General features: G+C 57.4%; 18 protein-coding genes. 3 read left to right on the forward strand and 15 right to left on the reverse strand.

What is annotated here, in order from left to right:
• Positions 1-111 precede the first annotated feature (111 nt).
• Entirely contained in the window at positions 112-2,589 is a 2,478-nt protein-coding gene (locus tag E0486_RS12750) for a TonB-dependent receptor (RefSeq protein ID WP_131852566.1), read from the reverse strand.
• Positions 2,590-2,847: 258 nt separating this feature from the next.
• Here E0486_RS12750 and E0486_RS12755 point away from each other — a divergent pair, with 258 nt between their 5' ends.
• Entirely contained in the window at positions 2,848-3,888 is a 1,041-nt protein-coding gene (locus tag E0486_RS12755) for a threonine aldolase family protein (protein ID WP_131852567.1), read from the forward strand.
• A gap of 42 nt (positions 3,889-3,930) precedes the next feature.
• Positions 3,931-5,580, forward strand: a complete 1,650-nt coding sequence (pgi, locus tag E0486_RS12760; protein ID WP_131852568.1) for a glucose-6-phosphate isomerase — start codon at positions 3,931-3,933, stop codon at positions 5,578-5,580.
• Positions 5,581-5,657: 77 nt separating this feature from the next.
• On the opposite strand, the gene E0486_RS12765 is transcribed toward pgi, so the two are convergent.
• The 4 genes from E0486_RS12765 to E0486_RS12780 all read right to left on the reverse strand — a co-directional run bounded on the left by E0486_RS12765 (position 5,658) and on the right by E0486_RS12780 (position 10,120).
• A complete protein-coding gene (locus E0486_RS12765; RefSeq protein WP_131852569.1) occupies positions 5,658-6,104 on the reverse strand; it encodes a DUF3276 family protein in 447 nt (148 codons plus the stop codon).
• 82 nt (positions 6,105-6,186) lie between these two features.
• Positions 6,187-8,016, reverse strand: coding sequence for an ABC transporter ATP-binding protein (locus E0486_RS12770; protein ID WP_131852570.1), 1,830 nt, complete (start codon positions 8,014-8,016; stop codon positions 6,187-6,189).
• A 25-nt stretch (positions 8,017-8,041) separates the two neighbouring features.
• Positions 8,042-8,656, reverse strand: coding sequence for a hypothetical protein (locus tag E0486_RS12775; protein WP_131852571.1), 615 nt, complete (start codon positions 8,654-8,656; stop codon positions 8,042-8,044).
• A gap of 78 nt (positions 8,657-8,734) precedes the next feature.
• Positions 8,735-10,120: an undecaprenyl-phosphate glucose phosphotransferase gene (locus E0486_RS12780; protein ID WP_131852572.1), complete on the reverse strand. Its 1,386-nt coding sequence runs from the start codon at positions 10,118-10,120 to the stop codon at positions 8,735-8,737.
• A gap of 125 nt (positions 10,121-10,245) precedes the next feature.
• Here E0486_RS12780 and E0486_RS12785 point away from each other — a divergent pair, with 125 nt between their 5' ends.
• Positions 10,246-10,923 (forward strand): hypothetical protein, encoded by a 678-nt coding sequence (locus E0486_RS12785; protein WP_131852573.1) that lies wholly within the window; start codon positions 10,246-10,248, stop codon positions 10,921-10,923.
• Positions 10,924-10,985: 62 nt separating this feature from the next.
• On the opposite strand, the gene E0486_RS12790 is transcribed toward E0486_RS12785, so the two are convergent.
• The 10 genes from E0486_RS12790 to E0486_RS12835 all read right to left on the reverse strand — a co-directional run bounded on the left by E0486_RS12790 (position 10,986) and on the right by E0486_RS12835 (position 21,410).
• Positions 10,986-11,471 carry a glycosyltransferase gene (locus E0486_RS12790; RefSeq protein WP_165917322.1) on the reverse strand — a complete coding sequence of 162 codons (486 nt, stop codon included), beginning with the start codon at positions 11,469-11,471 and terminating at the stop codon, positions 10,986-10,988.
• On the reverse strand, positions 11,468-11,929 hold the full coding sequence (locus E0486_RS12795; RefSeq protein WP_131852575.1) for an oligosaccharide biosynthesis protein Alg14: 462 nt from the start codon (positions 11,927-11,929) through the stop codon (positions 11,468-11,470). The genes E0486_RS12790 and E0486_RS12795 overlap by 4 nt, the downstream gene beginning before the upstream one ends.
• Complete coding sequence (locus E0486_RS12800; RefSeq protein WP_131852576.1) at positions 11,926-13,041, reverse strand: glycosyltransferase family protein; 1,116 nt, start codon at positions 13,039-13,041, stop codon at positions 11,926-11,928. Before E0486_RS12800 ends, E0486_RS12795 begins: the two co-directional genes overlap by 4 nt.
• 17 nt (positions 13,042-13,058) lie before the next feature.
• The gene (locus E0486_RS12805; RefSeq protein ID WP_165917323.1) at positions 13,059-13,919 is read right to left on the reverse strand and encodes a glycosyltransferase family 2 protein; all 861 of its coding nucleotides are present in this window, start codon (positions 13,917-13,919) and stop codon (positions 13,059-13,061) included.
• Positions 13,920-13,974: 55 nt separating this feature from the next.
• Positions 13,975-14,607: a polysaccharide deacetylase family protein gene (locus E0486_RS12810; protein WP_131852578.1), complete on the reverse strand. Its 633-nt coding sequence runs from the start codon at positions 14,605-14,607 to the stop codon at positions 13,975-13,977.
• Positions 14,608-14,621: 14 nt separating this feature from the next.
• Positions 14,622-15,872, reverse strand: a complete 1,251-nt coding sequence (locus E0486_RS12815; protein WP_131852579.1) for an O-antigen ligase family protein — start codon at positions 15,870-15,872, stop codon at positions 14,622-14,624.
• A 41-nt stretch (positions 15,873-15,913) separates the two neighbouring features.
• Positions 15,914-17,041: a glycosyltransferase gene (locus tag E0486_RS12820; protein ID WP_131852580.1), complete on the reverse strand. Its 1,128-nt coding sequence runs from the start codon at positions 17,039-17,041 to the stop codon at positions 15,914-15,916.
• 24 nt (positions 17,042-17,065) lie between these two features.
• Entirely contained in the window at positions 17,066-18,409 is a 1,344-nt protein-coding gene (locus tag E0486_RS12825) for an oligosaccharide flippase family protein (protein ID WP_131852581.1), read from the reverse strand.
• 6 nt (positions 18,410-18,415) lie between these two features.
• Positions 18,416-18,961 (reverse strand): transcription termination/antitermination NusG family protein, encoded by a 546-nt coding sequence (locus tag E0486_RS12830; RefSeq protein WP_165917324.1) that lies wholly within the window; start codon positions 18,959-18,961, stop codon positions 18,416-18,418.
• Between the two features lie 88 nt (positions 18,962-19,049).
• Positions 19,050-21,410, reverse strand: coding sequence for a GumC family protein (locus E0486_RS12835; protein ID WP_131852583.1), 2,361 nt, complete (start codon positions 21,408-21,410; stop codon positions 19,050-19,052).
• Positions 21,411-21,414: the final 4 nt, after the last annotated feature.

The following is a 21,414-nucleotide window of genomic DNA, read 5'->3' on the forward strand; positions in this document are numbered from 1 at the left end:
ATCGATTGTTTTGGCTGTGTAAAGATGAACCCAAAGGTCCCCGATCACACAGTGGTTATTGGTTGAATTGTGATAAAGAGGTCTTTAATTGTTTTGAAAGGATACCGTTCATCAATTCGCACCTTTCACACGATTCGTTTCGTCGGAAGCGGCACCGGCACGGCGGCGCGGCGCGCCCTCTTTGAGCGGCTTTCCGAAGCGCCAGCTGAAGGCTACGGTAACACTGCGGGTGTCGCGGCGCTGCTGGAAGTGCGCTTCCGTAATCTGGAAGTTGATAGCGCCATCCACCTTGTTGGTGAAGAAGATGTCGCGCAGGTTGCACTTCAGGCTGCCTTGACCTTTCAGGATCGTCTTGCCGAAGCCGCCCGTCACCTGGCCCAACGGCTTGATCGTGATCTGTCCGTCTACACCACCGCTGCGGTACCAGCCACCCAGCTCCGCGCTCCAGCCCTTGCCGAGCACGAACTGGTTGTTCACATTCAGCATCACGATCGATGTGGCAGCGTTGAATTCTTCGCCGTCGCCGTTCATGCGGCCGCTGAACTTCGTGTAGTTGTAGTTGGTGAAAGCGCTCAGGTTCCACCAACTGCGCAACGGCAGTTGCGCGTTAACCGATACACCGGCGTTCTGGCGGCGGCCGAAGTTGCCGTTGCGGATAATCGTGGCAAGACCCAGTGTTCCATTGCTGTTGCGGCCCTGCTCGAAGGTTTCATTCATCAGGTCGCGGGTATCGCTGTAGCTGAGGGTCGTATTCAGCTTGTTCTTATAAGAGTGGCCCAGCTCGAAGTTGTGCGCAAACTCCGGACGCATAAAAGGATTGCCTTGTTGGTACGTATACTTGTCGATAAAGAACAGGAACGGGTTGAGGTCCTGGTAAGAAGGGCGCTCGATGCGGCGGCCGTACGAAAAAGTAAAGGTGTTCTTAGTATTGGCCGTGTAGCTCACAAACAACGTCGGGAAAAGGCTACCATAATCATTGCGGAAGGACGAGTCGGGGTGGCGTACCGGGTCGGGCGAACTGTGCTGGAGGCCGCTATAGCTCGTATGCTCGTAACGCAGGCCCGTTTGCAGGTTCCACTTTTTCCACTGGCGGCTCCAGTTGACATACGCGGCGGCAATCCGTTCTTCGTAGCGAAACGCGTTGGTTTTTGCCGTATCCGCCGCCTCCCCTACAGGCGTAACCTGGAAGTAACCCGCGCTGTTTTCAGTGCGCACATAGCTGCCCTTCAGCCCTGCTTCCAGCTTCGCACCGCTTTTAAGGGGTTGGGCGTAATCGGTCTTGGCCGAGTAGATATCAATGGTCACCGGGAGCTCGGCACGCAGCTGCTCACCGGATTGCTTTTGCCAGGAAGGATTATACGCATCGTTGAAAAATTGCTGGCGGGCACCGGTGCGATAGGTAATCAGGTCTATGTCTGCCGTCAACTCGCGGCCCGTAGAGTCAAATTGGTGGCGGAAGTTCAGGTTCACCGCACCGTTGCGCCAGGTGTTTTTCATCAGGCTTTCGGCAGACACAATCGAGTCGGTCACGTTTGCGGCGTTCTTGATGTAGCTGACGCTCGTGCTGCTGCCGTCTTCGGGGTTGCTGCCACCGGAAAAAACGATTCCAAAGGTGCTGCGCTTGTTGAGGAAGAAGTCCGCGCCCAGCTTTCCGCCCACGTAGTCATTCTGGCTACGCTGGCGGGTTTCCTGCTCAAATAAGGTCTTCAAAATGCCCGATTCGCGGAAGTAACGCTGGATGTCGAGGTTCTGGTAGCGCTCGTAGTGGCTGTGATTCAGGTTGGCAAACAGGTTGAGCTTGCCTCGGCGGTAGTTGAGGCCAGCGCTGTTGTTGGCGCGGTTGCGCATGCCGTGGGTGGCCGACAGCGAGATGTTGCCATTGAAGCCCTTGACGCGGTTCTTTTTCGTGCGTAAGTTGATGATCCCCGCGTTGCCGGCGGCGTCGTAGCGGGCCGAAGGCTGGGTCATGAGCTCGATCTGGTCGAGGGCGGTGGCCGGCAGGCTGCGTAGGTAAGCCGTCAGCTCGGCCCCCGACAGGTACGAAGGGCGGCCGTCAATATATACCTGTATGCCGGCTTTTCCTTTGAGGGAAATATTGCCGTCCTTGTCGAGGCTCACGCCCGGCGACTTTTCCAACACTTCCAGCGCGGTGGCGCCGGCATTGGACGGCGAGGCGTCTACGTTCACTACGGTGCGGTCGGCCTTTTGCTCTACTGCCGGGCGGCGGGAAATCACTGTTATCGCGGCCATGGTTTTGTTCGCGGGGGCCAGTTGCAGCGTGCCCACCGGGAGGCTTTGACCCGGTTGCAACTGCAGGGGCGCCGACCAGGCGGCGCTGTGACCCACCGCCGACACTTGCACCAGGTACTGGCCCGCCGGCACGGATTCAAAACGGTAGCTGCCATCGGCGCCGGCCACGGACAGCTTGACAAGAGCGGAGTCGCTGGCGCGGTGGAGCGTGATGCTCGCAGAACCGAGCGACTTGCGGGCGGCGTCGGTAACAGTTCCGTGAATAGAGCCCGGGCCGCTTTGGGCAAAGGCGGAAGCGGTAGCAAAGGAGAGGAGTATGGTGGTGTAAAGGGCTTTCATTGTCGAGTTATTTAATACTTGTTGTGAACAATTACATGACGAAAGTAGGTACTGTGTATACTATAGTACATTGCCTTGTCAGTGAACGGTAATTTTGAGGGGATGAACGGCGTTGGCTGGTGTGTGAAATGAGACGCAGGCACAGGCTGCCGGTTACAGTACGGCGACCCTTTCCGGATGGACGGCGCCAGCGCACTATGGCCGGAAGACCCGGTAGCAGCCTTTTTTAGAATGGCGGCCACGGGTTACATTTGGCGAATGACAGTTGATTTCCGGTCCGACACGGTGACCAAACCCTTGCCCGCCATGCTGGCAGCGATGATGCAAGCACCGGTCGGCGATGATGTGTACGGCGAAGACCCCTCCGTAAACCGCCTGGAAGCCTTGGGTGCCGAGATTTTCGGGATGGAGGCGGCCCTCTTCTGCCCTTCCGGCACCATGACCAACCAGATAGCTATTAAGGTGCATACGGTGCCCGGAGACGAGGTGATCTGCGATGGCAGCGCCCACGTATATCAATATGAAGGGGGCGGGATCGCCTTTAACGCCGGCGCTTCGGTGCGGCTGCTGGCCGGCGACCGGGGCCGCGTCAGTGCCGACCAGGTGGCTGCGGCCATCAACCCCGACGACGTACACAAGGCGCGCACAAGCCTCGTTTGCCTCGAGAATACCTCCAACCGCGGCGGAGGCTCCTGCTACCCCATAGAGGAAATGGCCGCGATTCGGGAGGTCTGCGACCGCCATGGCCTGATGCTGCACCTCGACGGAGCCCGTCTGTACAACGCCATTGTTGCGCGAAACGAAGACCCGAAAGACTACGGCCGCATCTTTCACAGCGTCTCGCTCTGCCTCAGCAAAAGCCTCGGCGCCCCGGTGGGCTCGCTGCTGTTAGGCCCTGCCGATTTTATCCGTAAGTCGCGCCGCGTGCGCAAGGTCTTCGGCGGTGGTATGCGGCAGGCTGGCTTCCTCGCTGCCGCGGGCATCTACGCCCTGGAAAACAACGTGTCGCGCCTCGCCGACGATCATGCCAACGCGTGCCGCATTGCCGAAGCCCTGTCGGGAAGTCCCGTGGTTGAAAGCGTGCTGCCGGTGGAAACGAACATCATCATCTTTAACGTGGCGGCGCCCGCTTCGGCTGCTGCAATCGTGGCGCAATGGAAAGAGGCAGGCATCCTGGCCTATGCGATCGCACCCATGCAGGTGCGCCTCGTGCTGCACCTCGACATCACGCCCGACATGGTGGCGTACACTATTTCCAATATTCAACAGCTGGCCGGGAAAGAACCATCCGCCGCGTAACTTCCTACTAATAGACGATTAGACCAATAGACCATTCACACTATGTTTCCCAAGATCAACCCGACCACAACGCCCTCCTGGCAGCGCCTGAAAGCACACGCCGCCGCACTCGAAGGCACCCATATGCGTACGCTGTTCGCCGGGGACCCGGAGCGCTTCCGTACGTTTTCGTTTTGCCTCGATGACCTGATGATCGATTTTTCGAAGAACCGGATCACTGAAGAAACACTTGCCCTGCTGCTCCAGCTGGCGCAGGATTGCAAGCTACCCGATGCCATCACGGCCCTCTTCGACGGCGACTTTATCAACGAAACCGAGGGTCGTTCCGTGCTGCACGTGGCTTTGCGCAACTTCAGCGGGAAGCCTGTTTATTCGGCGGGTAAAGACGTGATGCCCGCCGTGCAGCGGGTGCAGGAGCAAATGCGCGCTTTCACCGCACGTGTACACAGCGGTGCCCACAGCGGCTATACGGGAAAAAAGATCCGGCACATCGTCAACATCGGGATCGGCGGGTCCGACCTCGGACCGCTTATGGTCACCGAAGCCCTGAAGCCCTATTGGCAGGAAGGCATCGAAGCCCACTTTGTGTCGAATGTCGATGCCAGCCATATCGCCGAAGTGCTGAAGAAGGTCAACCCCGAAGAAACACTGTTCCTGATCGCTTCCAAAACGTTCACAACGCAGGAAACGATGACCAATGCGCAGACGGCGCGGCGCTGGTTCCTGGAGGCGGCCCGCGATGAAGCGCACATCGCCCAACACTTCGTGGCTCTTTCCACCAACGAGCGGGAGGTGACGAAGTTTGGCATCGATAAGGCCAACATGTTCGAGTTCTGGGATTGGGTGGGCGGCCGCTATTCGTTGTGGAGCGCCATCGGCCTCAGCATCGCCCTGACGATCGGCTACGAGAATTTCGAGGAGCTGCTCCGCGGCGCCTACTCGGTAGACGAGCATTTCCGCAGCACCGATTTTAAAGAAAACATCCCGGTGCTGATGGCCCTCGTCGGCCTTTGGTATACCAACTTCCACGGTGCGCAGACCGAGGCTATTCTGCCTTACGACCAGTACCTCCACCGCTTTGCGGCGTACTTCCAGCAGGGCAACATGGAGAGCAATGGCAAGCGCGTGGATCGTAACGGCGAAGAAGTGAGCTACGCCACGGGACCTATCGTGTGGGGCGAGCCGGGCACCAACGGCCAGCATGCCTTTTACCAATTGATCCACCAGGGCACGCTGCTCATCCCCTGCGACTTCATCGCCCCGGCGCGTTCGCACAACCCCATCGGCGACCATCATGCGAAGCTCCTGTCGAACTTCTTCGCGCAAACCGAGGCCCTGATGAACGGCAAGAACGAAGAAGAGGTCACCGGTGAGCTACGCGCAGCCGGCAAGAGCGACGAAGAGATCGCCCGCCTGGCGCCGTTCAAGATCTTCGACGGCAACCGCCCCACGAACTCCATCCTGTTCCGCGAGCTGACCCCGCGCACGCTGGGCAGCCTGGTGGCGCTCTACGAGCACAAGATCTTTACCCAGGGCGTCATCTGGAACATCTTCTCTTTTGACCAGTGGGGTGTGGAGCTGGGCAAGCAGCTCGCCAACCGCATCCTGCCCGAGCTCGATGGCGATGCGCCGGTAACGGGCCACGACTCCTCTACCAACGGCCTGATCAATGCTTATAAAAAAATGAGGTAAGCGATCGCAAACGCGGTTAGCACCGAACGAAAAAGGCCCCCGCTTCAGCAGGGGCCTTTTCTATAAATCAGGTTGTCTTACCATTTGTCCACTTCTTCGGAGGAAGCCGGCTCGGTCGAGGCCGCGGGTACTTCTACGGTGGGCTCGGTTTCGATCACGATCGGACTGCTGATGGCGATCGGCGCCGTTTCGTGGGCACCGTCGAACTCGTGCTCATCGTGGTCGTCGTAGGCTTCGTCGTGGTTGTAGGCGTCGAAGTCGAAGTCGGGCATGAGCTGGGTCTTCACGTGGTCCACCGCTTCATTGAGCGCTTTGATGAACTTGTTGAAGTCTTCTTTGTACAGGAAGATCTTGTGGCGGTCGTAGCCGTTGTCGTTGAAGCGCTTACGGCTTTCGGTGATCGTTAGGTAGTAGTCGTTGCCACGCGTTGCCCGCACATCAAAGAAATAGGTACGGCGCTTTCCGGCGCGAATCCTCTTGCTGTAGATGCTCTCCATCTTCTTGTCGTTGTTGTCGTACGCCACAATGAACTTTTTTACAGTTAGGAAAAGTTTGGTTTGGTTTTGTACTCCAAATATAATCCTTCTTTTCAATCATCCAAATTTGCTAAAAGGCGTCCCGATCGTCCTGCGTCAGCTGGCTTTTATACATTTCCGCATAAATACCGCCCCGCTGCAGCAGCTCGTTGTGTGTCCCGATCTCGGCTATCCGGCCCGAATCGAGCACCACGATCCGGTCGAAGCTAGCGAGGCTGAGCACCTTATGGGTGATGACGATGGAGGTCCGACTTTTCAGGTAGGCGTCGATATGTCCCAGTATCTCCCGCTCGGTGCGGGTATCCACGGCACTCAGGCTGTCGTCGAGGATGAGGATGGGCGTGTTGCGCACCAGGGCCCGGGCGATGGAAACGCGCTGTTTCTGACCGCCGCTGAGCGTCACGCCGCGCTCACCAACAAGCGTTTCGTAGCCCTTCGGAAAGCCCGATATTTCGCGGTGCACCGCCGCCGCAGCCGCCGCGGCCTCAATGTCCATCTGCGTGGCATCGACCGTACCGAAGGAGATGTTGCGTGCGATGCTATCGCTGAACAGGAAGCCATCCTGGGGCACATAGCTTACCTGGCGACGGAGATCGCTTAGCTGCAGGCGGGTGATCTCTGTCCCGTCGAGCAGGATGTGGCCGGCCGAAGCGTCGTAGAGCCGGAGCAGTAGTTGTACCACCGTAGTTTTACCGGAACCCGTGCGGCCCACGATAGCCACCTTTTGCCCCGCTTCGATGCGCAATGTAAAATCGTGCAGGGCCTGCAGTCCCGTATTAGGGTAAATGAAATCCACGTGGCGAAACTCGATGGCGCCGCTCAGCTCGTGCTTTTTTGTGCCTTCGCCGTCGGCGATCAGCGGCTCCGTTTGCAGGAATTCGTTGAGGCGTTTTTGCGAGGCCGCGGCCCGCTGGATCATCGAGGCGGTCCACCCGATGGCGCTCACCGGGAAGGTGAGCATGTTGATGTAGATCACGAACTCCACGATCACCTCCGACCTGATTTCACCTTGAATCACCGACAGCCCCCCGATCATGATCGTCAGGAGGGTGCTGATGCCGATGAACAGGGCCATCGACGGGAAATACAGCGATTCGATCTTGGCCAGGGTAGTGGCATCGCGGCGGTAATTTTCGCTGTTCTCTTCAAAGAAGCCGCGCATGGCACGTTCCTGCACAAAGGATTTGATCACACGAATGCCGCTGTACGACTGCTGTGCGTTGACCGTGATGGCCGACAAGGTCGCCTGCAGCGCTTCGCTCCGGCGGTGGATGATGGTATTGACGCGGTAGATGGTAAAGGCCAGGAGCGGCAGCGGCGACAGCACGTAAAAGGTGAGCTCTGGACTACGGCGATACATGAAATAGACCGTGAGGCCGATTAGCGCCGTGAGGTTGGTGAGGTACATGATCGCCGGACCGGTGAACATGCGCACGCGGCTCACGTCTTCGGCCATCCGGCTCATGAGGTCGCCGGTACTGTGGCTCTTGAAAAAGCCCGCATCGAGGCGCTGGTAGTGACTGTACACCTCGTTCTTCTGGTCGTACTCGATGTGACGGCTCATCACGATGATGGTTTGCCGCATAAAAAACATGAACAGGCCACGGAGCAGGGCCAGCAGCAGGATCGTGATCCCCGCCAGGGTGACCACCCCCGAGAGGCGGAAGTGGTGCCCGCGCACGTAGGCGATAAAGCGCTGCACCAGCAGGTCGTAGCGCCCCTCTCCCGCCGCGTCGGCCGCCTGGTGGCCGAGCCGCTCCTGCACATACTTGATGATAAAGCCGGTGACCTGGGGCGCCAGGATGCCGAAGTAGTTCGAAACGAGGATAAAGAATATGCCGGCCATCAGGCGCCAGCGGTACTTGAAGAAATATTTCCGAAGGTGTTTCAGGTGCTTCACACGAGGCGTTTGCGCAAAGGTAGGGTCAGGGCTTGCGGAAAATGCCGGCGGCGGCGAGGTGCCCGGCGATAATACGCCCGTTCTCAGCGGTCAGCTCCCGCATCGGTCCCTGTCCGTACGATTCGGTCTGCAAGGTGCTCAGCAGCTCACGCGTAAGTAGGTTGTAGGTATTGCATTCCCAAAGATGCCTGGTATTGGTCACCGTTACGGGCACGGCTACTTCCTGTTGCGCCTGCTGCACATAGCCCTCCAGCCGCTGGTGCTGGTAGGTTTCCACCCGCTGCGGCAGCGGGTACACCGATCGTTCTTCGCCCCGGAGCGCTACCACTACCACTGCATCCACCGAATCGGCGCGCAGGACCTGGTAGGCGGAATCCCAGCTGCTGCCGGCAAACCGGTTGCGAGCGTACAGGCTACCCGAAGTCCAGGCCGGGATGCCGGACTGGCGCAGCTTGCCGGCCAGCTCTTCTTCCATTTCAAAACGCATGGTACTGTCTTTGCCGGGCGTCACGCAAAAAACGACCAGCTTTTCGGGTTGAAATGGTGCGGCACCCGGCTTTTGCCAGGCACTACTGATATGGGTAGCGGCAGCACAGCCAACAAGGAAGAACAGGAACAGCAACGGTTTTACAAGACGCATAATCTGATTTGTCCGGTAAAACTAGCCGTAAGAAAAGCCCTGCGGAATGAGCGCCGTCAGCAGGAATACCGACAATGGTCAGTAGGCGTTCTCCTCCCCTTTGATCACGTTGTAAACGGTCAGGAAAATAATGCGGATGTCGAGCCAGAAGTTCCAGTGCTCCATATACCAGATGTCGTGCTCGATTCGGCCCTGGATGTCGCGCAGGTCTTTCGTTTCACCGCGGTAGCCGTTCACCTGCGCCCAGCCGGTGATGCCGGGCTTGAGAAAATGCCGGATCATGTATTTGTTGATCACCGTCCGGTAGTCATCGTTCATTTTGAGCGGGTGGGGCCGCGGGCCGCAAATGCTCATTGTGCCGAGCAGCACATTGAAGAACTGCGGCAGCTCATCGAGGGATGTTTTACGGATAAAGCGGCCGACGCGGGTGATACGGTCGTCGTCTTTGGTGGCCTGCTTGAATTCGGCATCTTTCTCGGCTACTTTCATGGAGCGGAACTTGAACACCTTGATGATCTTCTTGTCGCGACCCAGCCGGTTTTGTGTAAAGAATACGGGCCCTTTCGAGTCGATGCGGATGATGAGCGCAATAAGCGGCACCAGCCAGCTGAGCAGGAATACAATGACCAGCAGGCTGAACGTCAGGTCGAAGGCGCGCTTCTTCACCTTGTTGACCAGCTCGGTCAGCGGCTCGCGGCGCAGGCTCAGCACGGGCACGTCTTCGAGGAAGTCCACATGCATGGCTCGGTTGATGAACAAGTTGTAATCGAGCACAAAGCGCACCCGGATAAAGTTGTCCTCTGCGGTCTCAGCGAGCTCGTACAGGTACTGGTTGTCTTTGGGCAGCAACGTTGAGTAGATCTCCGAAATGTCATTATTGATGGCATAATCCAGGCAGTCCTTCAGGTTGCCGAGGATGGGATAGAGCGACAGCTCCTGCACCTTATTGTAATCTTCAAAGTAGCCGTGGATCTGGAGCTCGCGGTTGTTTTCGGTAAGCATATCGGCTACGCGCTTGCCGATATCGTTGTAACCGAGGATCACCACGCGCCGCACCGATTGCTCCTCGAAGTGCACATAGCGGCTGATCCAGATATAGACCAGGCGGGTGAACAGGAGGATGGCACCGAAGCCCAGCAGGAAGTGCGTGAGAAAGGACCGCGAGAAGCTGTGATTACTGAAAAAAACGTACAGGATGCCGGCCTGCAGGAAAAGGAACCAGGCTTTGGCGGAGTTCTTAATGAAAATGTCGGCTTTGAAAAACGTCCGCGGACTATAGAGCGAAAAGGTGAAGCAACAAAAGATCCATACGACGTTCACCAGTATGAAAAACAGCAGGTAACCCCGACTCAGCGGACCGGAGCGGTCTTCCGAGAAGAGGTAAAGCACGTAAGCAATGTTCAGCGCTGCCAGGTCCAGGAATGAAAAAAGAAACTGGAAGGCACTTATTTGTCGTCGGTTCATGGTTGGGGTTCGGTTTCCTTATACTCTGGCACTCAGATTGCAACATACCAGCTGAAGGCAATTATTCTGTTAAAATTTTCGTGCCGCGAGGCAAAGTATTCATTCACCGTCCAACATTTAAAGCCATGAAACTCACACCGATCCTCTGTGCCGGCGTTTTAGTATCCGCCGTACTCGCATCTTCCTGCAGCAAAAAAAACAACGATGATGTGCCGGCAGGGCCCAGCAGCTCCGATTCGGCGCACGTCACGTACAAGGTAATGGCCAGCAACGCCGACTCCGGGCTGATCCGCTTCACAACGGTTCAGGGAGCCGGCAAACAGGTGGCGTTCAAGGGCAACTCCACGAGCCGGGTGGAAGTGTATAAGTACAACTTCCAGCCGTCCAACTTCCTGGCAACCGGCGGGTATGAACTGACTACCGTCGCCATACAGCCCGGAACCTACCAGAATGCTGAATTCAACTACCAGCTCATCCCCTCCCGCGACCCGGCCCTTCGTCTTACCGGCACCTGGAGCGGCAGTGGCACGTCGGTACCGGTTGAGGTCAACATCGACCAGTTTGTGGAAATCGCCACAAAAACCCCATCGGTAACACTGGAGGCCGGCAAGACCTATACGGCATTGCTGAACCTCGACCTGAAGCAACTCCAGGCCGGCATTTTCCCCGGCGACCTGACGAGCGCCACACGCACCAATGGTAAAATCGTCATCGCCTACTACTCCAACCCTTCCCTGCTGCAGGAGTTCATCAACAATATCAACAACGTGATGCAGCACCAGGTGACATTCACCGCGCAGTAAGCAAGCATCGATAGAGAAAAGGCGGACCGAAAGGCCCGCCTTTTTTATGGTTTCCGGCTCTATCAACCAATAAAGGTCTCCAGCGATTCCAGAAGACCGTCCGACGCAAAGGGCCGGATGCGGGCGCTGCCCCGCAGCTTGCCCTGCAGAAAATCTTCAATCCGCGCGCGCAACTCCTCGCTGCTTTCCGCCATATGCAGGTAGCCCTGCTGCACAAAAGCCCGGGCCGTGGCCACCTGGTGGTCATCGCGGGTTTCGTGGTGACGGGCGAGGCGCGGAAATACGATGAGCGGCTTCTCAAGCTCCAGTACATTCAGGATAGTGCCGATGCCGGCATGGCAAACCACGAGATCAGCATCGAGAAGGTGCTGGCGGAAGGCCGCGGGCGGTATGAACAAAAGCGTTTCGATGTGGCGCGCTTCGAAGGGATGACCGGGCGTTGTTTGTGCCGTGAAGCGCAACGCGGGAAAATGGAGCGCCAACTCATCAACGATAGTAAGCAGGCGTGCAAACGGCTCCTGCGAGCCGATGGTAACAAATACATTCATAGTACGGATCCTTGGTAGATGACGCGGCCGCCGGCCAGGTGCGGCCATTGGGTATAGACGCGGTCGCAGAATTTGAGGGCAATGCGTCCGCTGAGCGAGATCTTTTCGGCGTGGCAGATGCTCTCGATCCAGATGGTACGCGCACCGAGCAGCTTGCCGGCCAGCAGGCCCAGCACACCGGGAGCGGCGCCGGTAGAGATCACCACCTGCGGGCGGCTGCGCCGCAGCACTTTGGCTATCCGTAAAAATACGGGCAGCACTTTCAGCTTATTCCAGCGGCTCACCTCCGGCACCAGTTGAAAAGGATAGCCTTTCACGGTGGCCGCAAAGCCTTCGTTGGTGGAGCAATACACTACGTCGTGGCGTTCGAGCAGGGGCCGCAGGCGCACCAGCTCGATCCAATGACCACCGCCGGAGGCGATGGCTACAATGCGTTGTTTTTTTGCCGTCGGGTTCATATCGTGGGGGTCAGGACGCCGGTGGCCGGCGCCGCATGGGTCGAATAATACAGGTATTTGATGGTGCGGATGCGGGCCTCCCAGCTGTTGGAACGGGCGAGCGCCACGCGCTCCTGCACTTTTTCGGGCCGGTCTTCAGCGCAGGCCCGGCGGCAGGTGGCCACAAAGTCTTCGTTCACGCACTTGTATACCAGCCCTTCGTCAAACTGCCAGCTCCGGATGTTTGGAATGTTGGTCACCACCGCAGGCTTGCCCATGGCGAGGTAAAGCCAAAGCTTGTTGGGGGTAGCTCCCTTGTTCAGCTTGCTTTCATCGTAGGGAGCAATGCAGCAATCGACATCCTGCAACGCGTGGTACAGGTCCGGGCCGGTCTTGGCGCCGAGCAGTCGCGCATTGGGATGGCGGCTGAGCCGCTCTTGGTTGGCGGGACTTGCCGGGCCGATGAAGTGGATGATGAACTCCTGCAGCAGTGCGTCGATCAGGTCGTAATCGAGGTTGTAGTCCAGGTATCCGACAAGGCCCAACACGGGCAGGCCCTCACGGCGCCTGAAGGCGGACAACTGGAAATCGACCAGCGGTGCGCCCAGCGGCACCACGTGGGTGGCCGGGTTGTAGCGCCCGATCTTTTCTTTCATGTAGTCGGACGTAACCACGCAAAGCCGCGCCCGGCTTGCTACGGCGCGTTCCGTACTCGTATGGTAACGGTTGATAAAAAACGGGTTGAAGTTGCCGAAGCCCACATTGTCGTCGGCACAATAGAAAATCACGTTGTCGAAAAAACGATGAATGCCCGGCGCGGTATAATCGAATGACACCACCAGCTCGAAGGGAACACCCAGGGAGCGGATCTGGCCCAGCAGCCAGCGGTGGTAGCGCTCATTGATCAATGGGGTGCGGTAGCGCACGCGGTAGTCGAGCCAGTAGTACGGGGTGATCACGAACACGTTGGGCTCTGCCTCGCGCACTTCGATACGCGGACGACCCGTGCGGTTTTTTTCCACGAAATAAACGGGACCGTCTTTCCTGAGCTCCTGGGCCACCTGGTGGCGCGCACGCGGCGGCTCATCCCAGCAGGTGACCGTTGTGTAGATGAGGTAGTTAGGCTGTGCCATGGACGGATCTTATTTTATTACTGTGTTACCGGTACCTGTCTGCGTCCGCGGCGCTGGCGCAGCGTATGAACAAACCCTTCCAGGCGACCGCGGAATATGTTGTAGAATTCGCCGGACTTCTTCCGGTCCAGCGTGATCATCATCTTGAGCAGGGGCGCCATCATGCCGCGCAGGATCACGAAATAGGGTACGTCGTAAACGGCATAAACCATACCCATGCCGCGCTGGCGTGCGCGGATCACTTCGTGACTGCGCGTCTGCACCGGGATGTAGTTGTGATTGACGCGGATGCCGGCTTCGTAGTATACCCGCATGCCGCGCTGCATGGCCCGAAAGGTCAGCTCGCTGTCTTCTCCACCGCCAATGAATTGGCCGATGCCCACATTGTCGAGGAAGCCGCCGAGTTCTTCGAAAGCGGAGCGCTTGTAAACCTGTACGTACGTGACGTAACCGACAGACCGGAAGGAAAAAACCTCTCTACGGTTAAGCACGCCAGACAGGTCGTGCGGATAGGGATTTTGCACCCAGTTGATGATGAGCAACTCCGTCTCGGGCTGCCGCTCAAAGTGAAGCTGCGCACCCTTGAGCGCGCCGGGCTCGAACCAGCAATCGTCGTCGGGAAAGCAAAGCACGTTAAAACGTGCAGCGCGCGCACCCAGGTTGCGGGCCTTCGACTGGTTGGCCTCCTCCATGCGCAAGTGAACAATCGGAAGACGGGCGTTGTATTCTTCAATAAGGTCGTCAAGCAAGCCATCGCGGTTCTGGTCCACAATGATCAGCTCGTACAGAGTCGGCGGCTGCAGAAGGATAGAATCGAAAAGGCGGCGCAGTTCGTCCTTTCGCCGGTACGTTGCTACGACCGCGGAAATACCATTCATATCGGACTGTTTTGTTAGGGAAAACCGGCACAAGCCTGAGTTTCCGTTATTCAACTCACAAATAGTGCTCCGGAATCGCGGCAAAGCGGTAGCCTTCGCCGGAAAAATGCGCAAGCAGGCGCGGTAATGCATAACGCAGGTTGGAACCGGCCGATTCGTTGTCATGAAACACCACAATGGCGCCTGGTTTCAGTCGATCCGCCACGTTATGGTAGCATTGCTCCGGGGATGTTTGCGCATCAAAATCCCCACTCAGGATATTCCACATCACCACCTGCAGCCCATACGCTTTGCGCAGGCGTCGTACCTGGAAGGGGGTAACGTGCCCATGGGGCGGGCGAAACAGTTTCGACTGAAGCAGCTTGTCGGCCGACTCCACGTCGCGGTAGTACTGCTTGTTGGGTGTGCGCCAGCCGTCGGGATGATCCCAGGTGTGATTGCCCACGCTGTGCCCTTCCGCACGCAGCCGTGCAAAAAGCCCGGGGTAACGCTCCGCCTGCCGGCCAAGGCAGAAAAAGGTGCCTTTCGCATCGTGCTTCCGAAGCTCGTCGAGCACGAAGGGTGTCAGTTCAGGGTGCGGACCATCGTCGAAGGTGAGATAAACGTTCTTGCCCTGGGCCGATAGTTCCCAGGTGCAACGCCCGTAGAACCGGCGCATCCAGCTTGGCTTTTGTACGATGTAATTCATGGTCGGTTTCGGTTTCAGGCGTGCAGCAGCCGGAGCCCTTCTTCGGATTGTCGCTCTTCAAGCGCCGGCGCCTCTTCGCGTTCGAGGAACAGGCACCAATACACCAGCGAGAGCAAAACGAAGTACAGGTGCTTTTCCCGGAAGAAGGAAGCCTCGGTGATATTGTTGATCAATACGATCAGGAACAAAAAATAACAAACCGGCTCTTCGAAGGGAACCCTTCGGAAGAGGCTCGTAATCGTACGCAGCAGGAAGAACACGAAGAGACACAGCCCCAGCACGCCCGTCATCACCAGGATGTCCATATAGCCGTTGTGCCCCTGTCCAGGCCACCACTCGAGCTCGTGGATATGGTTGTACGGGCTGAAGCCTTCTTCGGGCATCCAGTAGCCTCCCGATCCAAAGCCGGTCGCGAGGCGGTCCTGTGTTTTGAGGTCACTCATCATGATTTCCCAAACACCGGTGCGGCCCGTGAACGTGAGGTCGCGGTTGTTGACACCCAGCGACGCCGTAGATTCGCCGAAGATCGTGTTCAGGTGCGGCACGATCAGGCCTGCGGCGATCACGACGAAGAACAGCGGCTTCAGCAGGAACCGGAGCCGGTAGCAGATAAAGATCAGGATGACACCCGACAGCGAGGTCATACTGTCGCACTTGAATAGCTGGAATACGATCATCGCGTCGAGCGCCAGCAGCGCCACCAGGGGCAGCTTTTCGCGCTCCACGAAGTTGATCACGATAAAGGCAAAGGCAAGGAACTGGCCCATGTTGTTGGGCGAGGTGAACATCCCCTGGATCCGGCTCGAATCTTCCCCATACCAGGAAGACTGCACGGGGAAAACAATCATAAAGGCCAGGTTACACAGCACAACGAGGATGGCCACTTGTTTCAGCGAACGGAAAAGTCCTTCCCTGCCCAGCACGTTGACCATTACAAAGGCCTGGACAAGCGTGAGCAGGGTGCGCACGGTAAAGTGAGTGCTGATGGTTTTCATCCCCGCCGGCGCCCAGGTGGTAGAGAGCACGAGGTAGGCCACAAAAAGGAACAGGGGTCCGAAGCCCCTGAAGGAGATGCGGATCTGGTCGGAAATAAACAGGTACAGCAGCGACACGCAGCCCAGGGCAAAGGAAACCGCGTTCAGAACGGCATCCACCGACGGTGCCGCTACCACGGTCTGGATGAGCACAAGGAATGGGAATACAAACAGGAAAAGCTGCACTTTTCCCAGCAGGAAATTAACTGGTTTGCTGGTGATCAGGTTCATGGACGGTAGTATCCGTTTTCAAACAAGGATCGGGCCATTGCTTAGGCGGCTGCCGGCAGCGGGCCCGTGCGTGCTTTCGCGTTGCGGGCGGTCAGCAGCCGGATGCTCGTTTTTTCCGCATTGAGGTATACCTGCTGGTACCGGCCGCTGGCCAGTGCCGCCACGATCGCCTTCGGCGAGCAGTAGTCCTCATAGTAGCGCTTCACGTTTGCAACCATGCCGGCAATGCGCTCTTCATCCAGCGACAGGGCTTCCTGCAATTTTTCGGTGAAGTTGCCGTTGTGAAACACGATGGCGTTGAGGCCGTCCTGAAGCGCGGGTGCAAACAGGCGGGCGTACTCCTCGTGAATGATAGGAATGGTGCCTACCGACATGGCCTCGTAAATGTTGTGCGACAGCGGCATGAACACTCCCGGGCAGGCAATGAAAAACGCATACTGGGCAATGATCCCGCGGAGGTCGCGCTGGTCGATGACGAAGTTTTTCTTGTCTACGATGTCTACGACACCATCGGTTGCGCCGGCGCGAAGGGCGTCTTCGCTCTGCGGGAAGCGGCACTGTTCCAGCGCGCACACCTGCTCGCTGATGGCCAGGCGGTCGAGCATCCGGAAGTTGCCGGTGCTGGAGAAGATCTTGTAATCGTTGGCGTCGAAGTTGCCGGCGAAGAACACCGAGCGCTTGCGTGCAGAGTCGTCGTAGGGCGCATTCCAATAGCCGTACTTGTACATATACGGGTGCATCCCGATGGGAATATGGTAGTGTGCCTCCTGTTCAGCCGGCCACTCGCGAAAGTAATCATTGGAGATGGTGGCGCCGCCGGCCCGGCCGGGGCGGTCGCTGAACACCAGCGCGCCCTGCGGCACCCTGGACGAAAAGCGCACCTGGCGCTCTTCGACAATGAACCGGGAATAATCATCACCCAGGCTCAGCAGGAATGGGATGTTCTCGTTGAGGTATACCTGGTAGCCTTCCGCCTCGAAATATTTGACGAGGATGTAGAGGTAGCGAACGTAGGAATTTCGATGAAGATCGATCCAGACGGCCTTCTCCCCCGCTATGCCGGCGCGGTCGCCGCGGCGCAAGAGGTACTGACGAAACAGGTCGACGTCTTTCAGCTTTTTACGCATCTTTCGCTTTACGCGAAACAGGAGTCGGTTGATCTTTTCCATGGCGAACGGTTGGTTGAGAAGGCCTTAGCGGCGTGAGGGGATCAGTTTCAGGGCATTGCGGTAAAAAGTAGCCGGGCGGCAGTAGTCGCTGTCGAACACCCCGATGCTGTGCTTACGGAAGTAGTTGACCAGCATTCCGAATACGAGGAGCTCGGCGAGCGGCCAGCACAAAGCGGCGCCTACCACGCCCCAGGAATGGGCAACAGCGAGTAGTAATGCGACATTGAATACAAAACCGATCAGCATAAATCGAACATAGGGTGCTTCGAGCTTCAGGTTGAGCATCACCTGCTGACCAAGCGCCAGGTTGAGATTCGAGAACAGCAAACCGAACGAGAAGATCCGGAGCAGGTTCACGGCACTGCTGAATTCCTTGCCGAAGATGAAGGCGATCGCCGGCTCAGCTAAAACGAACGTTCCGAGCGACATCAGGCCGGTGATGGCGAATACATAAGGCATGATGCGGCGCACCCGCTCGAGCCCTCCTTCTTTCGAGCCCAGAAATGCCTGCCCGATAAAGGGAAACAGCACCGTATTGAGCGGCATCGATACGATCGATTGTACAATAACCACCGTGCGGAGCCCGGCTGAATAAAGGCCCGTATCGTGAATGCTGAGCAGCGTTCCGGTAAGAATGATGTTGGAGAGATGCGCCTGGTTGCGGATCAGTTCCATCAGGGAAATATGCCGGATGTCGATCAGTGTTTCTTTGATCGTTCGCAGGCCCGACCAGGACAGTCTGATGTTGTAGCGTTTCAGCGCATAGCGCATCGAGAAGAAGGAAACGCCGATGTGGGCCAGGCTCGTCACCAAGGGGTGATAGATGTAATCGCTGCGTTCCCGAACCATCAATACGATGGCTACAGAAAAAGTGAGTTTGGAGAAAAAGCTGAAGATGGCGAATTTCTTCGTTTCCTGCATGGCGTGGTATACCCAGCTGGGATTGATGACCCATCCCAGGCAGTAAAGAAAAGCGAAGAGACAAACGAGCTTTTCCGAGTTCAGTTGCTGCATTACCGCAACCAAAACGCCGAAAACCACGGCGCAGGCGGCCATGATATAAAACTTGGCCACCATGATGCGGCTGACGATTGCATTGATCGCCGCCTGATCATTGCGGTGCTGAACGATGGCCCGGATGCCGTACACATCGAAGCCCGCGTTGATGAACAGCACGAAGTAATATACGTACGCGAAGATGTAGTTGATCAGTCCGTAATTACCGGGCCCGATGATGCGTGAGATGATGGGAAGGGTGATGATCGGAAGCACGTAGTTACCGATCTGCAGCAGGGAAAGCGACAGAAAATTGACGAGGGTCCTGCGCTTTCCCTGCGCAGCGGTACTGGTGGATTGTTCGGTATTCATTGGGGTTTAGCTGGCATCGGTATAACGGTAATACGGATAAATGCGCGGCATGGCTTCCTCCTGGAGTTGCGGTTTCTGCTGGGGCATATCGGCGATGAGCACATAGCCGAGTGAGGACAGCGAGCTGCTCACTGTATGTTGCATCCGGGCTACTTTGTAGTCGCTTGCGGGCTCATCCACGAGCACCGGCTCACGGCGAACCGCGGTGCGGGACGTGCGTACATTTTGGTGGCTGGCGAGGAAGGTCTTGATCAGGGAAATTTCATCGTCGCGGATGACGGCCGGCTGGTTGAGCCAGTGGAGCAGGCCGATGACGCCGCTCATGTGGCGCACCAGTTCTTTCTGCTCGTCCTGGAGGCGCACGAATACCAGCCCGGGAAACAGGGGCTCGAGTTCGGTCTTTTTCAGGAAGCTCCAGGGCGATTGCGTCATGCGTAACGGGAGGTAGGTTTCAAAGCGTTTTTTTGTCAGGGCGGCGGCAACTTTTTTCTCGCACTTCGGACGGGTGCACAGGGCGTACCATTGCCCTCCTTGGGGTAAAAAGGTGTTCATTTCAAAGGTTTTATAGGTTAGCATCAACCCGGAAAGGCCGGGAAATCAAAACGAGCTTGGTGCTCTCAGGTGGTGTGGTTGGTGTTGGTCAGGCCTTCCCGATCTGCGGACGGCGCTTCTTCAGGAGGGGTTTGCGAAAGGTAGACTGCAGCTGTTGAAACAGCACGGAAAACGCATTTTGAGAACTGGTAGAACTACGGTGCTGGCTGGAACCGTATCCGAGACCCGGGCTCGCACCCAGGAAACCGCGGGGCCGTACACCGTTGAATACAACAAACAGGTTACCCAGGGCTTTCACGGGATGGGTTTCATCCAGTTTTCGGATAAGGGATTTCGGTGTCCAGGCATGCCGCACCACGTACAGGGTCAGATCGCTCCATTCTGCCAGAATGTAGGCATCGGTGGCGGACCCCACGGGGGCTGCATCGAGGACGATAAAGTCAAAGGTCTCTTCAAGATAGTCGAACAAGTTTGCCAGCTTGCCGTTCAGGAGTAGCTCCGTTGCCTGGGTTTCTGTCGTTCCGGCCTGCACCACAAACAGGTTAGGGTACTCGGTTCCTTTGATGATCTCGTAAGGTTCCTTTTCGTTCTCCAGGAAGTCGGCAAGTCCGGCGCTGCCTTCCTGTGTAAACAGACCGGTGCGGAAACCGCGCAGATCCGACTTTAACAAAACAACTTTCTTGCCAGAGAGTGAAAGATTCCAGGCTAAATGTTCGGCCAGGAAGGTTTTCCCTTCACCCTTCATGCTGGAGGTAACCAGGATCTTTTTCTTGCCGGCGTTTTTGCCGAAAAGGCCCGCTGCCACACGCAATTGACGCAGTTGTTCCCCGATTGCGGGCTGGGGCGCTGTGGCGTGACTGTCACCCTGGGTCAGCTCACCAAGCACGGGAAGGCCGCTCAGCGTTTCGAGCTCCTGGCGGAACAGGATCTTCTGGCTGGCAGACTCGCGCAGGGTTACATAACCGATGCCGGTCATCAGGGCCAGCAAGAGAGCAGCCCCCAGGATGAAGGGCTTGTTGGGGCTTACCGGTAACAGGGTGGCCCGTGCGGTTTCCACCACCTTACTGTCAGGGATATTCGACGCGGAGGCGATGGCCGTCTCTTCGCGTTTTTGCAACAGGAAGGAGTAAATGCTGTTCTTGATCGACTGCTGGCGGCTCACGTCGAGGAGCTCACGCTCTTTTTGCGGGATGCTCTGCAGCATATTGTTGTAGGTCGAATTCGTAGAGCTCAGGTCGCGTTGGCTGGCCTGCAGGCCACGGCGCTGGCTGTTGATATTCTCCAGGATGCTGGGACGCATCGAGGCGAGCTGCTCATCGAGGGCAAGCATCGAAGGGTGATTGTCGCCGGTGGTTTTGCGGAGGCGGTCACGCTCCAGCTCCGTCTCGTAAAGTTTTTGCAGCAGGCCCGACAGCAGCGGATCTTCAACGCCCAGCGTCGATGGCGCTACGATGCTGTTACCTTCCTTGGAACTAACATAGCGCTCCACCTGCTCCAGCACCGCCAGCTTCATGTTGATCTCGGCGAGGCGTTGATCGTTTTCGCCAACATTCTTCAGATAAAGCTTGCCCTGCTCGCTGAGGTCCACCACGTTGTTGCGCGATTTGTAGGTCTGAATCTGTTGTTCCACAGAGCTCAGCTCCCGTTGAACGATACGCATACGGTCGTCCACAAAAGCGATCGTGTTGCGGGCGATGGTGTTCTTGTAGTCGATGCTCGATTCGTTGTAGTCGCGGATGAGTGTGTTGAGGATGTCTTCCCCGCGCTCCGGTACTTCGTCCTTCAGCTTGAGACGTACAATGCTCGACAGTTTGCCGGCAGCGGTCACCTCAAGGCGCTTGGCCAGGCCGGCCGTAATGTTGCGGGGATCGTCAAGTCGGAAAAAAAGCGGGTGTCCGGCCATCTTACGGAAATGCGGGTTCAGGCTGAATTGCAAAACCCCGTAGGGTGTGACCACCGGCTGGTGCAGAGGATAGGTTTTACCCTCCAGCAGTACGGTTTGCGCACGACTGTCGTATTCGAAAGCGATCGCCGGTGTCTCGGTGAGGCGCGCAGGGTCGGGTGCGGAAACAAGGATTGGCGAAGTGGTATAGGCCGAGCGGTCGGAAATGGCGCCCTTCTCGTAGATCGGCGCGTAGAGGTGGAGGCTGCGCACCACCTCGTCGAGCAGGTTACGGGACTGGAGCACGACCACCTCGTTTTCCACGATCTTTTTCGAGCTGAGGAGGTTCAGCGACTCCGACACCGTCAGCTCCTCGGATCCCTTCTTCTCGTCCTTGATAAGGAGGGTCGCATTGGCTTCGTAAAGTGGCGTGGCATAGCGGAGGTAGGCAAGAGCGCCGAGCCCGAAAAGGATGGCCAGGAATACGAACAGCGGCCAGTAGGGCAAATAGCGGAAAGAAAGCCCTTCCGCGAAGGAGGTGTTTTTCGTTTTTGGTCGGTTTAGCATTGTC

Origin of the sequence: Flaviaesturariibacter aridisoli, assembly GCF_004343705.1 — a bacterium.
Taxonomy (GTDB): Bacteria; Bacteroidota; Bacteroidia; order Chitinophagales; family Chitinophagaceae; genus Flavisolibacter; species Flavisolibacter aridisoli.